This is a genomic window from Micromonospora sp. NPDC050187 (assembly GCF_044459745.1).
In the GTDB taxonomy this organism is placed as follows: domain Bacteria; phylum Actinomycetota; class Actinomycetes; order Mycobacteriales; family Micromonosporaceae; genus Micromonospora.
Genome location: NZ_JBITJH010000007.1, coordinates 86,968 through 103,288 on the forward strand (window position 1 = coordinate 86,968; position 16,321 = coordinate 103,288).

16 protein-coding genes and 1 pseudogene are annotated in these 16,321 nt (G+C 73.6%); 9 read left to right on the plus strand and 8 right to left on the minus strand.

The features are described from left to right. Positions 1-37: 37 nt before the first annotated feature. Both ACIBJE_RS13720 and ACIBJE_RS13725 read right to left on the minus strand, forming a co-directional pair. Positions 38-757 carry an ATP-binding protein gene (locus ACIBJE_RS13720; RefSeq protein WP_396747839.1) on the minus strand — a complete coding sequence of 240 codons (720 nt, stop codon included), beginning with the start codon at positions 755-757 and terminating at the stop codon, positions 38-40. 59 nt (positions 758-816) lie between these two features. After that, entirely contained in the window at positions 817-1,803 is a 987-nt protein-coding gene (locus ACIBJE_RS13725) for an SDR family oxidoreductase (RefSeq protein WP_396747842.1), read from the minus strand. A gap of 260 nt (positions 1,804-2,063) precedes the next feature. On the opposite strand from ACIBJE_RS13725, the gene ACIBJE_RS13730 reads away from it, so the two are divergent. Continuing rightward, the gene (locus tag ACIBJE_RS13730; RefSeq protein ID WP_396747845.1) at positions 2,064-3,263 is read left to right on the plus strand and encodes a glycosyltransferase; all 1,200 of its coding nucleotides are present in this window, start codon (positions 2,064-2,066) and stop codon (positions 3,261-3,263) included. On the opposite strand, the gene ACIBJE_RS13735 is transcribed toward ACIBJE_RS13730, so the two are convergent. The 4 genes from ACIBJE_RS13735 to aroA are packed head-to-tail and all read right to left on the minus strand — an operon-like array spanning position 3,221 to position 7,511. Continuing rightward, positions 3,221-4,231 (minus strand): hypothetical protein, encoded by a 1,011-nt coding sequence (locus ACIBJE_RS13735; protein WP_396748170.1) that lies wholly within the window; start codon positions 4,229-4,231, stop codon positions 3,221-3,223. The two genes, ACIBJE_RS13730 and ACIBJE_RS13735, sit on opposite strands and share 43 nt — an antisense overlap. Positions 4,232-4,290: 59 nt before the next feature. After that, the gene (gene hisN / locus ACIBJE_RS13740; protein WP_396747848.1) at positions 4,291-5,094 is read right to left on the minus strand and encodes a histidinol-phosphatase; all 804 of its coding nucleotides are present in this window, start codon (positions 5,092-5,094) and stop codon (positions 4,291-4,293) included. Between the two features lie 25 nt (positions 5,095-5,119). Then, positions 5,120-6,154: a ribosome small subunit-dependent GTPase A gene (gene rsgA, locus ACIBJE_RS13745; RefSeq protein ID WP_396747851.1), complete on the minus strand. Its 1,035-nt coding sequence runs from the start codon at positions 6,152-6,154 to the stop codon at positions 5,120-5,122. 55 nt (positions 6,155-6,209) lie between these two features. Continuing rightward, a complete protein-coding gene (gene aroA / locus ACIBJE_RS13750) occupies positions 6,210-7,511 on the minus strand; it encodes a 3-phosphoshikimate 1-carboxyvinyltransferase (protein ID WP_396747854.1) in 1,302 nt (433 codons plus the stop codon). A gap of 197 nt (positions 7,512-7,708) precedes the next feature. Here aroA and ACIBJE_RS13755 point away from each other — a divergent pair, with 197 nt between their 5' ends. The 5 genes from ACIBJE_RS13755 (at position 7,709) to rsrA (ending at position 11,229) form a co-directional block, all read left to right on the plus strand. Continuing rightward, on the plus strand, positions 7,709-8,437 hold the full coding sequence (locus ACIBJE_RS13755) for an SOS response-associated peptidase (protein ID WP_396747857.1): 729 nt from the start codon (positions 7,709-7,711) through the stop codon (positions 8,435-8,437). Positions 8,438-8,633: 196 nt separating this feature from the next. Further along, positions 8,634-9,026 (plus strand): WhiB family transcriptional regulator, encoded by a 393-nt coding sequence (locus ACIBJE_RS13760; protein ID WP_396747860.1) that lies wholly within the window; start codon positions 8,634-8,636, stop codon positions 9,024-9,026. A 201-nt stretch (positions 9,027-9,227) separates the two neighbouring features. Continuing rightward, positions 9,228-9,872: an alpha/beta family hydrolase gene (locus ACIBJE_RS13765; protein ID WP_396747863.1), complete on the plus strand. Its 645-nt coding sequence runs from the start codon at positions 9,228-9,230 to the stop codon at positions 9,870-9,872. 249 nt (positions 9,873-10,121) lie between these two features. Further along, on the plus strand, positions 10,122-10,940 hold the full coding sequence (locus ACIBJE_RS13770; protein WP_396747866.1) for a sigma-70 family RNA polymerase sigma factor: 819 nt from the start codon (positions 10,122-10,124) through the stop codon (positions 10,938-10,940). A 1-nt stretch (position 10,941) separates the two neighbouring features. Then, positions 10,942-11,229: a mycothiol system anti-sigma-R factor gene (rsrA, locus tag ACIBJE_RS13775; protein WP_285788962.1), complete on the plus strand. Its 288-nt coding sequence runs from the start codon at positions 10,942-10,944 to the stop codon at positions 11,227-11,229. Between the two features lie 140 nt (positions 11,230-11,369). Here rsrA and ACIBJE_RS13780 read toward each other — a convergent pair whose 3' ends face one another. Beyond that, positions 11,370-11,444, minus strand: coding sequence for a 50S ribosomal protein bL37 (locus tag ACIBJE_RS13780; protein WP_373290206.1), 75 nt, complete (start codon positions 11,442-11,444; stop codon positions 11,370-11,372). 357 nt (positions 11,445-11,801) lie between these two features. Here ACIBJE_RS13780 and ACIBJE_RS13785 point away from each other — a divergent pair, with 357 nt between their 5' ends. The 3 genes and pseudogenes from ACIBJE_RS13785 to ACIBJE_RS13795 form a co-directional block, all read left to right on the plus strand. Then, positions 11,802-12,017, plus strand: a complete 216-nt coding sequence (locus tag ACIBJE_RS13785) for a biotin/lipoyl-binding carrier protein (RefSeq protein ID WP_088982253.1) — start codon at positions 11,802-11,804, stop codon at positions 12,015-12,017. A gap of 188 nt (positions 12,018-12,205) precedes the next feature. Then, positions 12,206-12,511 carry a hypothetical protein gene (locus ACIBJE_RS13790; RefSeq protein WP_396747870.1) on the plus strand — a complete coding sequence of 102 codons (306 nt, stop codon included), beginning with the start codon at positions 12,206-12,208 and terminating at the stop codon, positions 12,509-12,511. Positions 12,512-12,695: 184 nt separating this feature from the next. Next, positions 12,696-14,273 (plus strand): annotated as a pseudogene (locus ACIBJE_RS13795) (MDR family MFS transporter); the annotation flags it as partial. Positions 14,274-14,352: 79 nt separating this feature from the next. Here the strand turns inward: ACIBJE_RS13795 and ACIBJE_RS13800 are convergent. After that, entirely contained in the window at positions 14,353-16,185 is a 1,833-nt protein-coding gene (locus ACIBJE_RS13800) for a tetratricopeptide repeat protein (RefSeq protein ID WP_396747873.1), read from the minus strand. Between the last annotated feature and the right edge of the window lie 136 nt (positions 16,186-16,321).

The following is a 16,321-nucleotide window of genomic DNA, read 5'->3' on the forward strand; positions in this document are numbered from 1 at the left end:
ACCGCGCCCGGCGCGCCGAAACGGCCCCAGAAGGGGACTAACCGACCAGAGCGTCCTCATCCTCCCCGTGCAGGACCGCCCAGACCAGCTTCCCGTCCGGCAACGGGGTGCAACCCCAGCGGCGGGCCACGGTGTCGATCAGCAGCAGCCCCCGGCCGCCGGTCGAGGTGAGTGGGGCGAGCCCGGCGAACCGGGGCGTGCGCGGAGAATGGTCCCGTACGCCCAGCCGCAGCACGCGGTGGCCGGGGGCGAGTCGCACCGTCATCGGGGTCAGGGCGTGGGCCACCACGTTGTTGACCATCTCGGTGACCGCGATCGCCCCTGGTTCGATCAGGTCGGGCAGACCCCAGCGGGCGCAGCCGGCGGCGACCAGTTCGCGGGCCTGCCGGGCCGAGCCGACCGCGGGCGGCAGGTCCAGGGTGAGCACGCCATTGAAGGGCAGCCCGGCGAGCGCCACGTCCGGACTCGCCCAGACCGGTGCCCCGTCGACCGTCCAGCCGCCGGCCGGGTCGCAGACCAGCAGGTCTGCCGCAGGCCAGTCGGCGACCGCCCGGCGGACCTCGGTGAAGACCGCACGGGCGGCGGGGTCGGTGACCCGGAGGCCGGCGAGGTCCACCACCACCGGACCGGCGTGGTCGCCGAGTCGGGTGAGGAGTGCGTCCCGGACCCGGGCCGTGCCGGTGCGGTCGAGGATTCCGGTCAACCGGACCAGTGCGGATCCGTCCGTCTCCACCTGGCATCGCACGTCCGTCGGCATAGTTGCCCTATTGTGCACGCCACCAGGGGGCCGCGCATCCGGCCGGCCCGGCGGCGAGGTCACGACTCCGACCGGGTACGTCGGGCCAGCACGGCCGCGGTGCCGGCGGCGGCGAGACCGAGTGCGGTGCCGACCCGGACCAGTTGGCGGCGGCGACCGTGCCAGCCGCCCTCCGGCTCCGCCGTGGCGTCGGCCCGGAACACGTTGCCACTGCCGTCGGGGTGGGCCGCCGGTCCGAGCTGGGTGCGGGCGGCGTACCAGCCGAGGGCCCGTTCGGCCAGCGCCGGGGTCAGCCGCCACTGGAGGCCGAGCAGGCGGGCGGCCCCGCCTGCGTACGCCTCCCGGCGGGGCCGGCGGATCAGCCGGACGATCGTCTCCGCCACCAGCTCGGGCGGATAGACCGGCGGGGGTGGGGTCGGCTCCCTGCCGGTGTGGTTCGCCGCGTGCGCGAAGAACGGCGTGTCGATGCTGGCCGGCAGCACCGTGCAGATCGAGACGGCGTGCCGTCCGGTGACCCGGAGCTCCTGCCGCACCGTGTCGGCGAACCCCCGGATCCCGTGCTTCGTGGCGTTGTACGCCGACTGGTACGGCATCGCCACCTCGGCCAGCACCGAGGCGTTGTTGACCACCACCCCGCCACCGGCCGCGAGCAGGTGCGGCAGGGCGGCCCGGGTGCCGTGCACCACACCGAGCAGGTTCACCTCGACCACCCGGCGGAACTCGTCGGCCGGAATCTCGTCGAACAGCCCCACCGCGCTGACCGCCGCGTTGTTCACCCAGGCGTCGATCCGGCCGAACTCCGCCACCGCGCGGGCGGCGAGGTACTCGACCCGCGCCGGGTCCGTGACGTCGGTGGGAACGGCCAGCGCTCGCCCGCCCGCGCGCCGACAGCGCTCGGCCACCTCTGCCAGGGCCCCTGCGCTGCGGGCGGCGAGCACCACGTCGGCGCCCCGCCGGGCCAGGGCACAGGCGGTCGCCGCGCCGATGCCGCTGGAGGCGCCGGTGACCACCACGGTCGAGTCGTCGAGGCTGCGGGTGAGGGGCATTCTGAGCCGGTACCCCCGTCCACCGGTTACATGCCTGCCCGAGGTAATTCTTCCCGTTAGCGGTATTGGTCCGGCGTGCTCAGGGGGTGGATTGCGCGCGGCCACCGGTGACCGTGCCCCGGTGGCGGCGGCTCTGGTCCGACCGATCCTGACGTCCCTGGTCCGACCGATCCTGATCTGCCAGGTTTCGACTCCTTGGCCCCAGGTTAATGGGACCCTCTGACCGGAGGACCGTAGCTCGTGATCGCATGGAGGTGACCATGCGCGTCGGCCTAGTCTGCGCGCACGCCGGGCCGGCCCGGCGTGCCGACGGTCCTGTCGTCGGCACACACCAGCACATCGCCCGGGTCGCCGCCGAACTGGCCGGCCGTGGCCACGACGTCCGGGTCTACGAACGGCGCGACGACCCCGACGTGCCTCCGTCCGTGCACCGCGACGGCTACCGGTTGGAGCTGGTCCCGGTCGGGCCGCTCGCGCCCACTCCGACCGCGCGGCTGGTGCCGTACGTGGGCGAGTTCGGCCAGTGGCTGGCCGGCCGGTGGGCCGACGACTGGCGTCCGGACGTGGTACACGGCCACTACTGGGTCGGCGGGCTGGCCGCCGCGCACGCGGCGCGGGGGACCGACGTGCCGGTGGTGCAGACCTTCCACTCCCTCGGCATCGAACAGCTGCGCCATCTCGGCCGGGAGTACTCCGGACCGGGGGAGCGGATCCCGCTGGAGCGGGCCCTGACCCGCGCGGTGGACATGGCCGTCGCCCAGTGCAACGACGAGGTCGACGAGCTGACCCGGATGGGACTGCAACGGGCCTCGGTGGCGCTGGTGCCGACCGGGGTGGACACCGCGCAGTTCCACCCCGACGGGGAGGCCGCGCCCCGGGAGCAACGGCCCCGGATCCTCACCGTCGGCGGTCTGACCCCGTCCAGCGGCCACGACGACATGGTCCGGGCGCTGCGCCTGGTCGGCGACGCGGAACTGGTGATCGCCGGGGGACCGCCGGTCGAGCAGCTCGGCCGGCACGCCGAGGCCCGCAGGCTGCGCGAGCTGGCCGAACGGGCCGGTGTCGCCGAGCAGGTCCGCCTGGTCGGCGCGGTGCCGCACGACCAGATGGCCACCTGGTACCGGTCGGCCGACGTGGTCGTCTGCACCCCGCACTATGCCTCCGCCGGGCGGGTGTCGCTGGAGGCGATGGCCTGCGGGGTGCCGGTGGTCGGTTACGCCATGGGTGGCATCGCCGACGCGGTGGTGGACGAGGTCACCGGCCGCCTCGTGCCGCCCGGGGACGTTCGGGTCCTGGGGGTGACCCTGCGCCGCATCCTCGCCGACCACGCCAACCGGTTCGCCTACGGGCACGCGGCGGTGGACCGGGTGCGGTGCAGCTACACCTGGGAACGGACCGCGGGTGCCCTGGAGCGCCTCTACGAACGGGTCGTCGGCCGCCGCAAACCGGTGGAGGCGTGAGCGGCGTGCGTGACGTGCGCGCCGTGCCGGGTTGGTAGCAGGGGTCCCCTGCTACCGCCTGGTGATGAGGAAGGGGCCCCTGCAACCACCTCGGCACCCGCGTGGGGAGCGTGGGTGGGGATCCGCGCGATCGGGAGGACCGGACGGGTGCGGCGGTCGGCGGACGGCCGGTGGTGCTGGGGTTCGGCGTACCGGGTCAGGCCGATCACCGCGACCAGCGTGCCCAGGAAGCCGACGGCGGCCAGCCACTCCCGACCGGGCCAGATCTTGTCGTTGAGCAGCAGCAGCCCGACGATCGCGGCGGGCACCGCCCCGGCGGCGTCCATCGCGGCCACCGCCGCCGTGGTCGATCCGCGCTGCATGGCCAGGCCGAGCAGGAGCTGCCCGACCACCGAGTGCGCGATCAGCAGGTAGAGCAGCGGGTCGCGGAGGAACGCCTCCGTCGAGTGCACCGACGCCAGCGGACGGGCGGCCACCGCGGCGGCGGAGAAGGCCAGCCCCGCCAGCGAGCCGAGCGCCACCGAGCCCGGCGCGCCATGCAGGCGTACCGCGAAGAAGCCGAGCAGCGCGACGGCGGCCAGGGTGACCGTCAGGCCGACCAGCCCGGCCGTGCCGAGTTGGCCGGACGGCGCGGGTCGGGCGGCCAGCACCAGCGCGGTGATCCCACCGAAGAGCAGACCGAGCAGCGCCACCTCGGCCCTCGGCAGCCGCCACTTCAACACCAGCACGCCCAGTACCGCGGTGACCCCCAGCCCGGCCGCCACGCTCGCCTGGACCAGGAAGAGCGGCAGGTCCCGGCGGGCCAGGAAGGCCAGCACGAATCCGGCCACCTGGAAGGTGAGTCCGACCAGGTAGGTGGGGTGGCAGGCCAGCCGCAGCAGCAGGCCCGGGTGGAAGCTCTGGTGCACGGTCGTCCGCGCGGCGGCGACGGACTGGAGGAGGTTGGCGACGCCGTACGCGACGATCATCGCCGCGAGGAAACACCAACCGGAGGTAGACACCCGGCGAGGATAGATGGTGCCCCGGTTCAGCGCTCGGCAGGCCGAGCCAGCCGGTCGAGGATGTCAGGGTGCAGGGCGCCGTTGGTCGCGACCGAGCTGCCGTCGCCGGGAGCGGGGGTGCCGGCCAGGTCGGTGAGGGTGCCGCCCGCCTCGGTGACGATCGGCACCAGAGCGGCGATGTCCCACAGCGACAGTTCCGGTTCGACCATCACGTCCAGGGCTCCCTCGGCCAGCAGCATGTAGCCGTAGAAGTCCCCGTACGCCCGGCTGCGCCAGGTGTCCCGCATGAGCTGGAGCATCGGCTCCAGCCGTCCGGTCGCCTCCCACGCGTCCAGTGAGGCGTAGCAGAAGCTCGCGTCGGCGAGGCGGCCCACCCGGGAGACCCGGATCGGTTCGCCGTGCGCCGCGTCCGGGCCGGCGTACGCGCCCGCGCCGGTCGCCGCCCACCAGCGCCGGCCCAGCGCCGGGGCGGAGACCAGCCCGAGCACCGGCCGGTCGCCCTCCAGCAACGCGACCAGGGTGGCCCAGATCGGCACCCCCCGGACGAAGTTCTTGGTGCCGTCGATCGGGTCGACCACCCAACGTCGCCCGGCCGCGCCGGTCGCGGGCTGCTCGCCGTACTCCTCGCCGAGCAGGCCGTCCGCCGGACGGTGCGTGGCGAGCAGGGCGCGGATCTCCCGCTCCACGGCGGTGTCCGCGTCGGAGACCGGCGTCAGGTCGGGCTTGGCCTCCACCCGGAGGTCGAGTGCGCGGAACCGGGCCATGGACACGGCGTCGGCGGCGTCGGCGAGCAGGTGGGCGAGGGCGAGGTCGTCGGCGTACCCGGTCATGGGGGTGACCGTAGCGACATCACCGTCACGCCATGCCGTGCGGGTCGGCCTCCGTCCGTACGTCGGTCTCCCCGGCCCGCGAGGCGAGCAACCGGTGGTACGACGCCAGTCGGCGCGAATCCGCCCTCCCGGCGGCCACCCAGGCCTCCAGCGCGCAGTTCTCCTGGTCGGCGGTGTGCTCGCAGTTCGCCGGGCAGTCGGCGGTCGCCTCCACCAGGTCGGGGAAGCCGTGCAGCAGGCTCTCCGCCGAGACGTGCGCCAACCCGAAGCTACGCACCCCGGGGGTGTCCACGATCCAGCCCGGATCGGTGTCGGTGTCGGGCACCGGGGGCAGCCGTAGCGCCACCGCGCTGGTCGAGGTGTGCCGACCCCGGCCGATGGCGCTGACCGTGCCCACCGCCCGGTCGGCCGCCGGCACCAGCCGGTTGACCAGTGTCGACTTACCCACGCCGGAGTGTCCGACCATTACGGAGATCCGTCCGGCGAGCAGTGCGCGCAGCTCGGTCAGGTCGGAGTCCGGCCGGACGAGCACGTGGGGCAGGTCCAGCTCGGTGTAGTAGCCGAGGACGGCCTCCGGGCCGGCCAGGTCGGCCTTGGTCAGACAGAGCAGCGGTTCGATGCCCGCGTCGTACGCGGCCACCAGGCAGCGGTCGATGAAACCGGTGCGCGGCGGCGGGTCCGACAGCGAGTTGACGATCACCAGTTGGTCGGCGTTGGCCACCACGACGCGTTCCAGCCGCCCCTCGGGGGTGGTCTCGTCGTCGTCGGCGGTGCGTCGCAGCACCGAACGGCGCTCGTCGATCCGGACGATCCGGGCCAGCGCGCCGTCCGCCCCGGAGGTGTCGCCGACCAGCCCGACCCGGTCACCGACCACCACCGACCGGCGGCCCAGTTCGCGGGCGCGCATCGCGGTGACGACGGAGGCGTCCGGATCGTCGTCGGGGAGGACACAGGTGTACCGGCCCCGGTCGACGGCGATGACGAACCCGTCGACGGCGTCGGTGTGCAGGGGGCGGGTCCGGGTACGCGGACGGGAGGACCGGCCGGGCCGGACCCGCACGTCCTCCTCGTCGTACTCGCGCCGTCGTCTGGTCGCCAGGACCGCCCCCTGTCCGTCAGTTCCCGCCGGTCACCATCCTCGACCATAGTGCCGGGAACTCGGGCATGGTCTTGGAGGTACAGGACACGTCGTCGAGTTCGACGCCCGGCACGGCCAGTCCGGTCACCGCGGCGGCGTGCGCCATCCGGTGGTCGTGGTAGGTGCGGAACACCCCGCCGTTCAGGGGCCGGGGTCGGATCTCCAGCCCGTCGGGGGACTCGGTGACGTCCGCGCCGAGCCCGGCGAACTCGCGGGCCAGCGCCGCGATCCGGTCGGTCTCGTGGCCCCGGATGTGCCCGACCCCGGTGAACGCCGACGGGGAGTCGGCGAGCATGGCGAGCGCGGTCAGCACCGGGGTCAGCTCGCTGACGTCGGAGAGGTCGGCGGTGATGCCGTGCACCGCGCCGGTGCCCCGCACGGTCAGCCCGGCCGTGGAGAGGGTCACCTCCCCGCCCATCTCGTGCAGCAGCGAGCGGAGCCGCTCGACCGGTTGGGCGCTGCTGCGGGGCCAGCCCCGCAGGGTCACCTCGCCCCCGGTGACCAGCGCGGCGGCGAAGAACGGAACCGCGCCGGAAAGGTCCGGCTCGATCTCCCAGACCCGTCCGCTGAGCGGACCGGGCTCGACCGTCCAGACGTCGGGCGTGCCGTCGTCCACCGCCGCGCCGGCGGCCCGGAGCATCTGCACGGTCATCCGCAGGTGCGGCGCGGACGGGACCGGCGGACCCACGTGCCGGACCACCACACCCCGGTCGAAGCGCGGGGCGGCCAGCAGCAGCCCGGAGACGAGCTGGCTGGAGGCGGAGGCGTCGATGACCACCTCGCCGCCGGTCACCCGGCCGGTGCCGAGCACCGTCAGCGGCAGGCTTCCCGGACCGGTGACGTCGATCCGGACGCCGAGCGACCGGAGCGCCTCGACCAGCGGGCCGAGCGGGCGGGTCCGGGCCGCCGGGTCGCCGTCGAAGGTGACCCGGCCGTCGGTCAGCCCGGCGACGGGTGGGACGAAACGCATCACCGTGCCGGCCAGGCCGACGTCGACGTGCGCCGGGCCGACCAGCCGGTGTGGCCGGACCAGCCACCGGTCGTCGTCGGCGATCGACATGTGTGCGCCCATCGCCCGCAGTGCGGCGGCCATCAGCTCGGTGTCCCGGGCCCGGAGCGCCCCCAGCAGGGTGGACGGCCCGCTGGCCAGGGCGCCGAGCACCAGGGCCCGCGCGGTCAGCGACTTGGAGCCGGGCAGCCGGAGCGTCGCCGCGACCGGGTCGCTGGCGGTCGGCGCGGTCCACGGCTGCAACGGACGGGTCGCGGTCAGATTCCCCACGGTCACATTCTGCCGGGTTCCCGGCTCCGGTGGACGGAGCCGGCACGTCGGCTCCCGGTGGGCGGGACGCGGCCGTCCGCCGGTCGGCAGGGGACGGGGCCGACCGCCGTCGGCCGGAGCGGCGTCCGACGTGGGCCGGAGCAGCGTCCGCCGTCGGCGGGACGGCCGGAGTCGGTCGGGCGGGTTAGCGTGTCCGCATGTGCGGCAGGTACGCGACCACCCGCGGTTCCGGGACGCTGAGCCAGCTCTTCGAGGCGTACGACGACACCGAAGGCCGGCTGCGGCCGGACTGGAACGTCGCGCCGACGAAGCCGGTGCCGGTGGTCCGGGTCGACGACGAGGGGACGCGGGTCCTGTCACTGGCCCGCTGGGGGCTGCTGCCGCCCTGGGCGACCTCCCCGGCGGCCGGGGCGCGCATGATCAACGCCCGGGTGGAGACGGTGGCGACCAGCCGGGCGTACGCCGCTCCGTTCGCCCGCCGTCGCTGCCTGGTGCCCGCCGACGGCTGGTACGAGTGGACCCGCACCGGGGGCGGCAAACAGCCGTACTACCTGACCCGGGCCGACGGCGACGTGCTCGCCCTCGCCGGGATCTGGTCGGTGTGGCGGGGCCCGGACGGTCCTCGGCTCACCTGTAGCGTGCTCACCACCGCCGCCCTGGGCGTGCTGGCCGACGTGCATGACCGGATGCCGGTGCTCCTCCGGCCGGAGCGGTGGGGCCGGTGGCTCGCCCCCACCGCCGACCCGACCGCCCTGCTCGGCGCGGACGAGGATTGGCTGGCCGGGCTGGAGATCCGGCCGGTCGGACCGGCGGTGGGCAACGTCCGAAACGACGGACCGGAACTGACCGCCCGGATGCCCGGTGTGCCAGTGCCGCGCCGTCGTCCGCCGGTGGAGGAGACGGCCGACGAAATGACGCTGTTCTGAACGGCGTCAGCGCATTGTCGAGTGCTGATTTGCCAGAGTTGCGGGCGAATCGTGGTGCGAATATCCACCCATTTTCCGGTAGACCCTTGTCCCCGTGTGTCCAAGTGCGATAGAACACAGCGCCGGTAGTGGGTGTCGATCGTACGGTGCGATCGACCATCGCCGATCTAGCCGGTCCCACGGGGGAGGTGGGTTGATGACACGGGCGCGAATGCCCCGCCCGCACGAAGTGGCCGCCGCGCGCCGCGATCCGCGACTGTTGCGGGCCCTGCGCGAACGGCGACAGGACGATGCCTGGCGCACCAAGGGAACCTGCCGCAGCGTGGACCCGGAAACGTTCTTTCCGGCGCCGAACGAACCGGCCGACGCTGCCGTCGCGCTCTGTCGCACCTGTGAGGTGCAGGGGTCCTGCCTGGCCTGGGCGTTGGAGGCCGGGGACTACCACGGGGTCTGGGGTGGCACCACACCCCGGGAGCGGCGGGCCATGCTGGTCGCCTGGCGCAGCGAGGTCGAACCGGATCCGGACGCGGCCGACGAGGCCGGCCCGCCGGTCCGCGACCACCTGCTCGCCCTGGTGCCGCTCTCCTGACACCTCGACGGGACCGCCGGGCCGAGGTCCGGCGGCCCCGTTCGACGGGACGCGGTGCCCAGCCGCAGGTGACCGGTCGCGGTCGTCGGTCGGTCGCGGTGTCCCGGTCACGCGCCGGGCACCGGCGGTGGCGCGGTCCCCGTCGTGACGGTCGTCGGCACCGCACGCGCCCGGCACGGTGGCCCGGCGCAGAATGGGCCGGTGCGACACCGTGTGGAGGTCGAGACGCCCCGTGGCCCGGCGTGGCTGGACAGCGATCCGCCGGCCGGGCCGGCGGCGAGCATGCTCGTGCTCGGGCACGGTGCCGGCGGCGGGGTGGGCGCACCAGACCTGGTCGCGCTCCGGGACGCGGCGGTGCCGGCCGGGGTGCTCGTCGTCCGGGTCACCCAGCCCTACCGTGTCGCCGGCCGGCGTGCCCCGGCCCCCGCCGGTCACCTCGACGAGGCCTGGACGGCTGTGCTGGCCGAACTGCGCCGACTCCACCCCACCGTGCCGGCGACGCTGGTGGGAGGACGCTCCAGCGGCGCGCGGGTGGCCTGTCGGACGGCCCGCGCGGTCGGCGCGTCGGGCGTGGTCGCCCTGGCCTTCCCGCTGCACCCGCCGGGCCGGCCGGAGCGCTCGCGGGCGGCGGAACTCGACACCGGGCTGCCCACGCTGGTCGTCAACGGGGACCGGGACCCGTTCGGGGTGCCGGACGCCGAACCGCCCGTGCGGGTGGTGGTCCGCCCGGACGAGCGGCACGACCTGCGCCACGATCCGACGGGCACCGCCGCCGTGGTGGTCGACTGGCTGCACGCCCGGGGCTGGGCCCGCCGTCCCGTCGGCGGCCACGCCGTCCGGCCGTGATCCCGGGTGCCGCGCCGTCCGGCCGCGCCTGGCGGTGGATGGCCGCGCCTCCGGCCGTGACCCCCGCCGACGACGGGTCGTTGCATCGATTGGTGCCGGCCCTGTGGCGGGCACCGCCCTCCCAGGCCCTTCCTGGTCCCAGCGTCCACCCCCCGGTGCCGCTGGGGCCGGGAACGGGGCGGAATGTGCGGCCGGTGGGGCGGTGTTGCACCCCCTGGACGGGTTGCTGACAACCGAGGGGGGTGACCGGTGTCGACCGGGACACAGAGCCGGGAACGGGACGAGCGGGACGCGCGTCGGCTGCGCCGGCTGCTGGACGGGCCGACATGGCCCGCGACGGCGCCGGTCGGGAGCGGGGTGAGCACGAGCACACCGGCGGAAAGTGAATCGGCGGACAGGTCCGTGCGCGTATTCTCGGCGGGAAGGCATCCGACGCGAGGGGATGTGCGGTTGACCACCGAGAAGACGGACGAGCGCCGGGCGCGCTTCGAGCGCGACGCGCTGCCCTTCGTCGACCAGCTCTACGCGGCTGCGTTGCGGATGACCCGTAACCCGGCCGACGCGGAGGACCTGCTCCAGGAGACGTTTCTGAAGGCGTACGCCGCCTTCCACCAGTTCGAGCAGGGGACGAACCTCAAGGCCTGGCTCTACCGGATCCTGACCAACACGTACATCAACTCCTACCGCAAGCGGCAGCGGCAGCCGATCCAGGCGCCGACCGAGGAGATCACCGACTGGCAGCTCGCCGAGGCCGAGTCGCACACCTCCAGCGGTCTGCGCTCCGCCGAGACGGAGGCGCTGGACCGGCTTCCGGACACCGACGTCAAGGAGGCGCTGCAACAGCTTCCCGAGGAGTTCCGGCTGGCCGTCTACCTCACCGACGTCGAGGGCTTCTCCTACAAGGAGGTCGCCGACATCATGGGCACGCCCATCGGTACGGTGATGTCCCGACTGCACCGGGGTCGACGTAATCTGCGGAAGCTGCTGGAGCGCTACGCGGCGGAGCGCGGTTTCTCCGCGGCCCGTTCCTCCGGTGGTTCGACCACCGCCGCCGGCCGGGAGGTGTGACGTGAGCTGTGGGGAGCCCCACGAGACGGACTGCCGCGAGGTGCTCGCGGAGGTCTACCTCTACCTGGATCTGGAGTGCGCGGAGGAGCGCCGCCGGCTGATCCGTGACCACCTGGACGAGTGCAGCCCGTGCCTGCGGGAGTACGGCATCGAGCAGGAGGTCAAGGCGCTGGTGGCCCGCTGCTGCGGCAACGAGACCGCGCCGGCGGAGCTTCGTGAGCGGCTGCGGATCCGGATCAGCGAACTGGTCGTCTTCGAGGCGTCCGAGTCCCGCGAACTGGCCGACTGACCACGGCCCCGCACTCGGCCGACGGCAGGCGCCGGTCGGCGAACGACGGCACACACACCGGTGGCCCGGGTCGACTCCGACCCGGGCCACCGGTGTCCTGATGTCCGGACACGCGACCGGCGCTCGACCGGTCCCGCCGATCAGGCGTTGGGGCGCTTGCCGTGGTTGGCGGCGCTCTTCTTACGGGCTCTCTTCCTACGGGCCTTCTTCGCCATGGTGACCTCCTCGTGACGAGTCCTGGTCGGCCGCTGCGCGACCGGGGATCCGGTCGCACCGGTCTCTCGACGCCTGCGGGCCGACCCGCTGATGCTAGTGCCGCCGCCCCCCGGTCCACCGGCTGGGGCGGTATCCGGCGAAACGAGTCGACTTTCACCTGTCGCGGACGGGATCACCGAGCACGCGGCCACGGGAGGACGGACGCCCCGCAGCCGGCCGGCTCGTTCGTCGTCGTGCCGCCCGCCGTTGTCGTACGCGTACGACGTGGAGGATCGGCCGCCACGCGTGCCGCACGAGGGGCCGACACGTGATTGGATACCGTTCGCAAGCAACCCGTGGAGAGGGAGGGCCGTCCGATGGCCGAGGAGATCCGCGCCGAGATGGTGGCCAATGTCTGGAAGGTCGTCGCGTCGGCCGGGGACACCGTGTCCGAGGGGGACACGCTGGTGATCCTGGAGTCGATGAAGATGGAGATCCCGGTGGTGGCCGAGTGCGACGGTGTGGTCAAGCAGCTCGCGGTCAACGAGGGTGACGTCGTCCAGGACGGCGACCTGATCGCGGTGATCGACTGACGGATCTCCCGGTCGGTGGAGCGGGGTGGACGCGCACGTGTCGCCAGACCCGGGGCACTCCGGGCAGTTCGGTGGGATTCCCTTGACGCAAGTTTGTCATCGCAATGACTTATACGCGACAGCAAGTTGACGCCCGTCGATGGGAATGCCAGGCTCGACGTATCCACCGAACAGAGAACGGAGCTGTCATGCGCATGTTCCGCAAGGCCCTCGCGGCCACCGCCGTCGCCGGGGCGTTCACGGTGTCGCTGCTGGCCGGCGCGTCCGCCGCGTCCGCCGCGACCGACGGGACCGCCGGATTCGGCACCTTCACCGGCTACGGCAGTGGCTCCACGGCCTCGAACGCCATCTGGCAGGCGGAACTCAGTGCGGAGCGGTGGGCGCAGATGAGTGGATTCGACCCGTTCTTCGACTGCTACACGATTTACAGCAGTGCTACGCCGACCTCGCCGTACTACTACAACGCGACCGTCCGCATCAACTGTCACAACTGACGGTCCCCGTTCTCCGGCCAGCCACGCGCGGCGCGTCCGTCGGTGCACCGACGGACGCGCCGTCGTACGTGCGGCTGTGCCCGGTCTCACCTGGTCCGCCGACGACAACCAGCAGTTCCCCCGGCCTTCCCCGCGTAAGCTGACCACCCGGGTCGGCACGTCGGTCACGCACCCGGGGGAGCCCATGAGCCAGGCCAAGCAGCCCGTCGCCGGGCCTCCGAACGTCCGGCTCGTCCTCGTCGCCCTGATGATCGCGATGATGCTGGCGATGCTCGACAACATGATCATCAGTACCGCGCTGCCGCGCATCGTCGGCGAGTTCGGTGGGCTCGGCCACTTCACCTGGGTGGTGACCGCGTACGTCCTCGGCACCACCGTGTCCACGCCCATCTGGGGCAAGCTGGGCGACCTGTACGGCCGCAAGTCCGTCTTTCTCAGCTCGGTCGGCATCTTCCTGTTCGGCTCGGCCCTCTGCGGCATGGCCGGTTCGACGATGCTGGGCGGCCCGGACAGCGGGATGACCCAGCTCATCGCCTTCCGCGCGGTGCAGGGTCTGGGGGCCGGCGGACTGATGGTCGGCGTCATGGCGATCATCGGTGACCTCGTTCCGCCCCGGGAACGGGGCCGTTACCAGGGTCTCTTCGCCGGCATCATGGCGATCGCCATGGTCGCCGGTCCGCTGGTCGGCGGGTTCATCACCGACCACCTCTCCTGGCGGTGGGCCTTCTACGTCAACCTTCCGCTCGGCGGGGTGGCCCTGGTGCTGCTGGCCGTCACCCTGCGTCTGCCGCGCTACCGCACCGAGCACCGGATCGACTGGCTGGGCGCGGCGCTGCTGTCGGCCGGCATCACCGCCCTGGTGCTGATCACCACGTGGGGCGGCAACGAGTACGCCTGGCTCTCCCCGCAGATCCTCGGCCTGGCCGCCGTCGCGCTGCTCACCCTCGGCGGTTTCACCGTGGTCGAGCGGCGGGTGACCGAGCCGATCCTGCCGCTGGGCCTGTTCGCGAACCGGAACTTCGCCCTGGTCTCGGTGGTGGGATTCCTGCTGGGCTTCGCGATGTTCGGGGCGATGAATTTCCTGCCGCTGTACCAGCAGACCGTGCAGGGGGCCTCGGCCACCGAGAGCGGGCTGCTCCTGCTGCCCCTGATGTTCGGCATGCTGGTGGTGTCGCTGGTCGTCGGCCGGGCCATCACCCGCACCGGCCGGTACCGGGTCTTCCCGATCGTCGGCGGCGTGGTGATGACCTTGGGCGTGGCCCTGTTCACCCAGCTGGACGCCGGCACCAGCCGGGTCGAGGCCGGGTTCTACATGGTCGTGTTCGGGGCCGGCATGGGTTTCCTCATGCAGACCACGATGCTGATCGCGCAGAACAGCGTCGAGCAGCGGGACCTCGGCGCGGCCAGTGGCGCGGCCACCTTCTTCCGCTCCATCGGCGGTTCGTTCGGCATCTCCCTCTTCGGCGCGGTCTTCGCCAACCGCCTCGCCGACTCCCCGGCCGGACCGGCGATCAGCGGTGGCGCCAGCGAGCAGGGGGTGGATCCGGCCGCGCTCAAAGCGCTCCCCGAGCAACTGCGGGCGACCGTCCTCGGTGGCCTGGCCGACTCCGTCGCGCACGTCTTCGCCTGGGCGGTGTTCTTCGCCGTGGCGATCCCGGTGATCGCCTGGTTCATCCGGGAGATCCCGCTCCGCTCCGGCCCCGAGATCCCGCCCGCCGACGGTGCCGGGGCCGCAGCCTCCGACGGCCCTGCGAATACGCCCGCCGACGGCGCCAGGAGTACGGCCTCCGACGGTGCCGGGACCGTGCCGCGTGACGGTGCCGGGACCCGGGCCGGGGTGGTCAGTGCCGGCGGAGACGGCGCGTGAGCCGTCGCCGGAGTCGGTGCCAGAGCCGGCGCAACCGGTTCCCGGCCGGCGGGTCGCCGATCACCTGACAGGCCAGCACGGTGCTCGCCTCGTCCAGGTCGGGTGTGGCGAGGGCCAGATGGGCCAGTGAGACGAGGATCGGCACCGGACGCCCCGCGCCCACCGCGACCGCGTCGGCGAGTCGCGCGGCCATCACCCCGGCCACGTCCGGGCGTACCGACGGGTCGACCCAGGCGGCGGTGACCAGCGCGAAGAGAGCCGCCTCGGTGGTCCAGTCCTCCACGCCCCAGACCAGGTCGAGCAGCATCCGGCGACGGGTGGAGTCGGCCCACGGCTCGTCGGTGCGGTGGTGCAGCAGTCCCAGACAGGCCCAGACCTGCACGCAGCGCACCCAGAGCGACGGATCCTGACCGAGCACCATGCCGAGCGCGGTGGGCGGCGCGGCCGGCGGGTGCGCCAGCAGGGCGAGCAGGTCGACGCCGTCCAGGGTGGCCAGCCCGACCGCCGCGTCGTACGCCGCCGGGGGGTGGGGCCAGGCCGGGTGGGCGAGCTGCCGGATCCGTTCCACCGCCTCGGTCGACGGCGCCGGCACCAGCGGTACGACGCCGTCGGCGGTGTACCGCCACAGTGGTCGGACCCCGGCCCGTCGGGGTGCGCGCGGGTCCGGTCCGCCCACCTCGGCCGCCGCGACCCGCAGGCCGGGTCGGCTCGTGGCCAGTGTCCGCAGCGCGCTCGGCGGCGGCGGGGCGGGCAACCGCAGGGGCGGCCCGCCGGTGGCCTGGTCGGTGGCGGTGAGCCGGCGCAACGCTTCCACCGCCGGCCCGCCGGCCGGGGTGAGCTGGCCGAGCCAGGGTCGCCCCCGGCAGCACTCGGCGAGGTCGCCGTGCTCGTGGGAGTCGTCGGGGTGGTCCCGGGTGAAGTCGGCGAGCGCCACCAGATGGCCGACCCGCCCGTCGCGCTGGTGCCGCAGCCGGTGGGCGGTGTGCACCGCGCAGTCGAACGTCGGATCCCGGGCCAGTGCCCGGTCGATCCAGGCCAGTGCCTCGTCGAGACGGCCGTTGTCGGCCAGGGTGCCGGCGATGTCGGCGTAGACCGCGAGGTCGTCGGGGTCGTGTTCCACCGCGCGGCCGAGGGCGGCGAGCGCCTCTCGGGTGCGGCCGGCGCTGCGGTACGCGTACCCGAGCCAGACCTCGCCCAGCTTGGACGGCTGCGCGCGGACCCCCCGGTCGGCCCAGCGGATCGCCAGCTCGACCTCGCCGACCCGTCGGGCCAGCGCGGACGCCGCCCCCAGCAGCAGACCGTGCCCGGTGTGCACGGTGACCGCGTGGCGGGCCAGGGTGAGGTACGGCCGCAGTGGCGCCCGGGCAGCCTTCGGCACCGGATCGGGAACGGCCGCGCAGACCTGCATGAGGATCCGCGCGCCCCGTTCCGGGTCGAGCCGTTCGGCCAGCTCCGGTGCGGTGACCCAGGGCACGCCGGCCCAGTCGGCCTGCGGCGTGTGCCCGGTCGCGGCGGCGAGCAGTTCCAGCCCCTCGCTGGCCCGGCCGGCGGCGGCCAGCAGGTGGGCGCGGGCGACCACCGCCCCGACGAAGACGTGCTGCTCGAGGGGGAAGAGGTCGATGCCGCCGCCGCTGACCGCGGCGATCCGGGCCAGCGTCTCGTGCACCTCGGGCATGGTCGGGGCGTACGCGATCGCGCCCGCGACGTGGCCGGCGGCGTGCCGCAGGTCGCCCTGGTCGAGTGCGAGTCGGGCCAGGGCCAGTTCACCCTCGGCGGAAAGGCGGGGGTCGTCCTCTCCCTCGGACACGGTGCCCTTTCACTCGGCGTGCTTCTCGGGTGCGGTCAGCGTAGGGGATGACCGGCTTCCCCGGGACCCCCCTGCGCATTCATGCTCGTTGCGTTGCCTGATCAGGGAAAAAAATGCAAGACTGAGCATGAAGCGC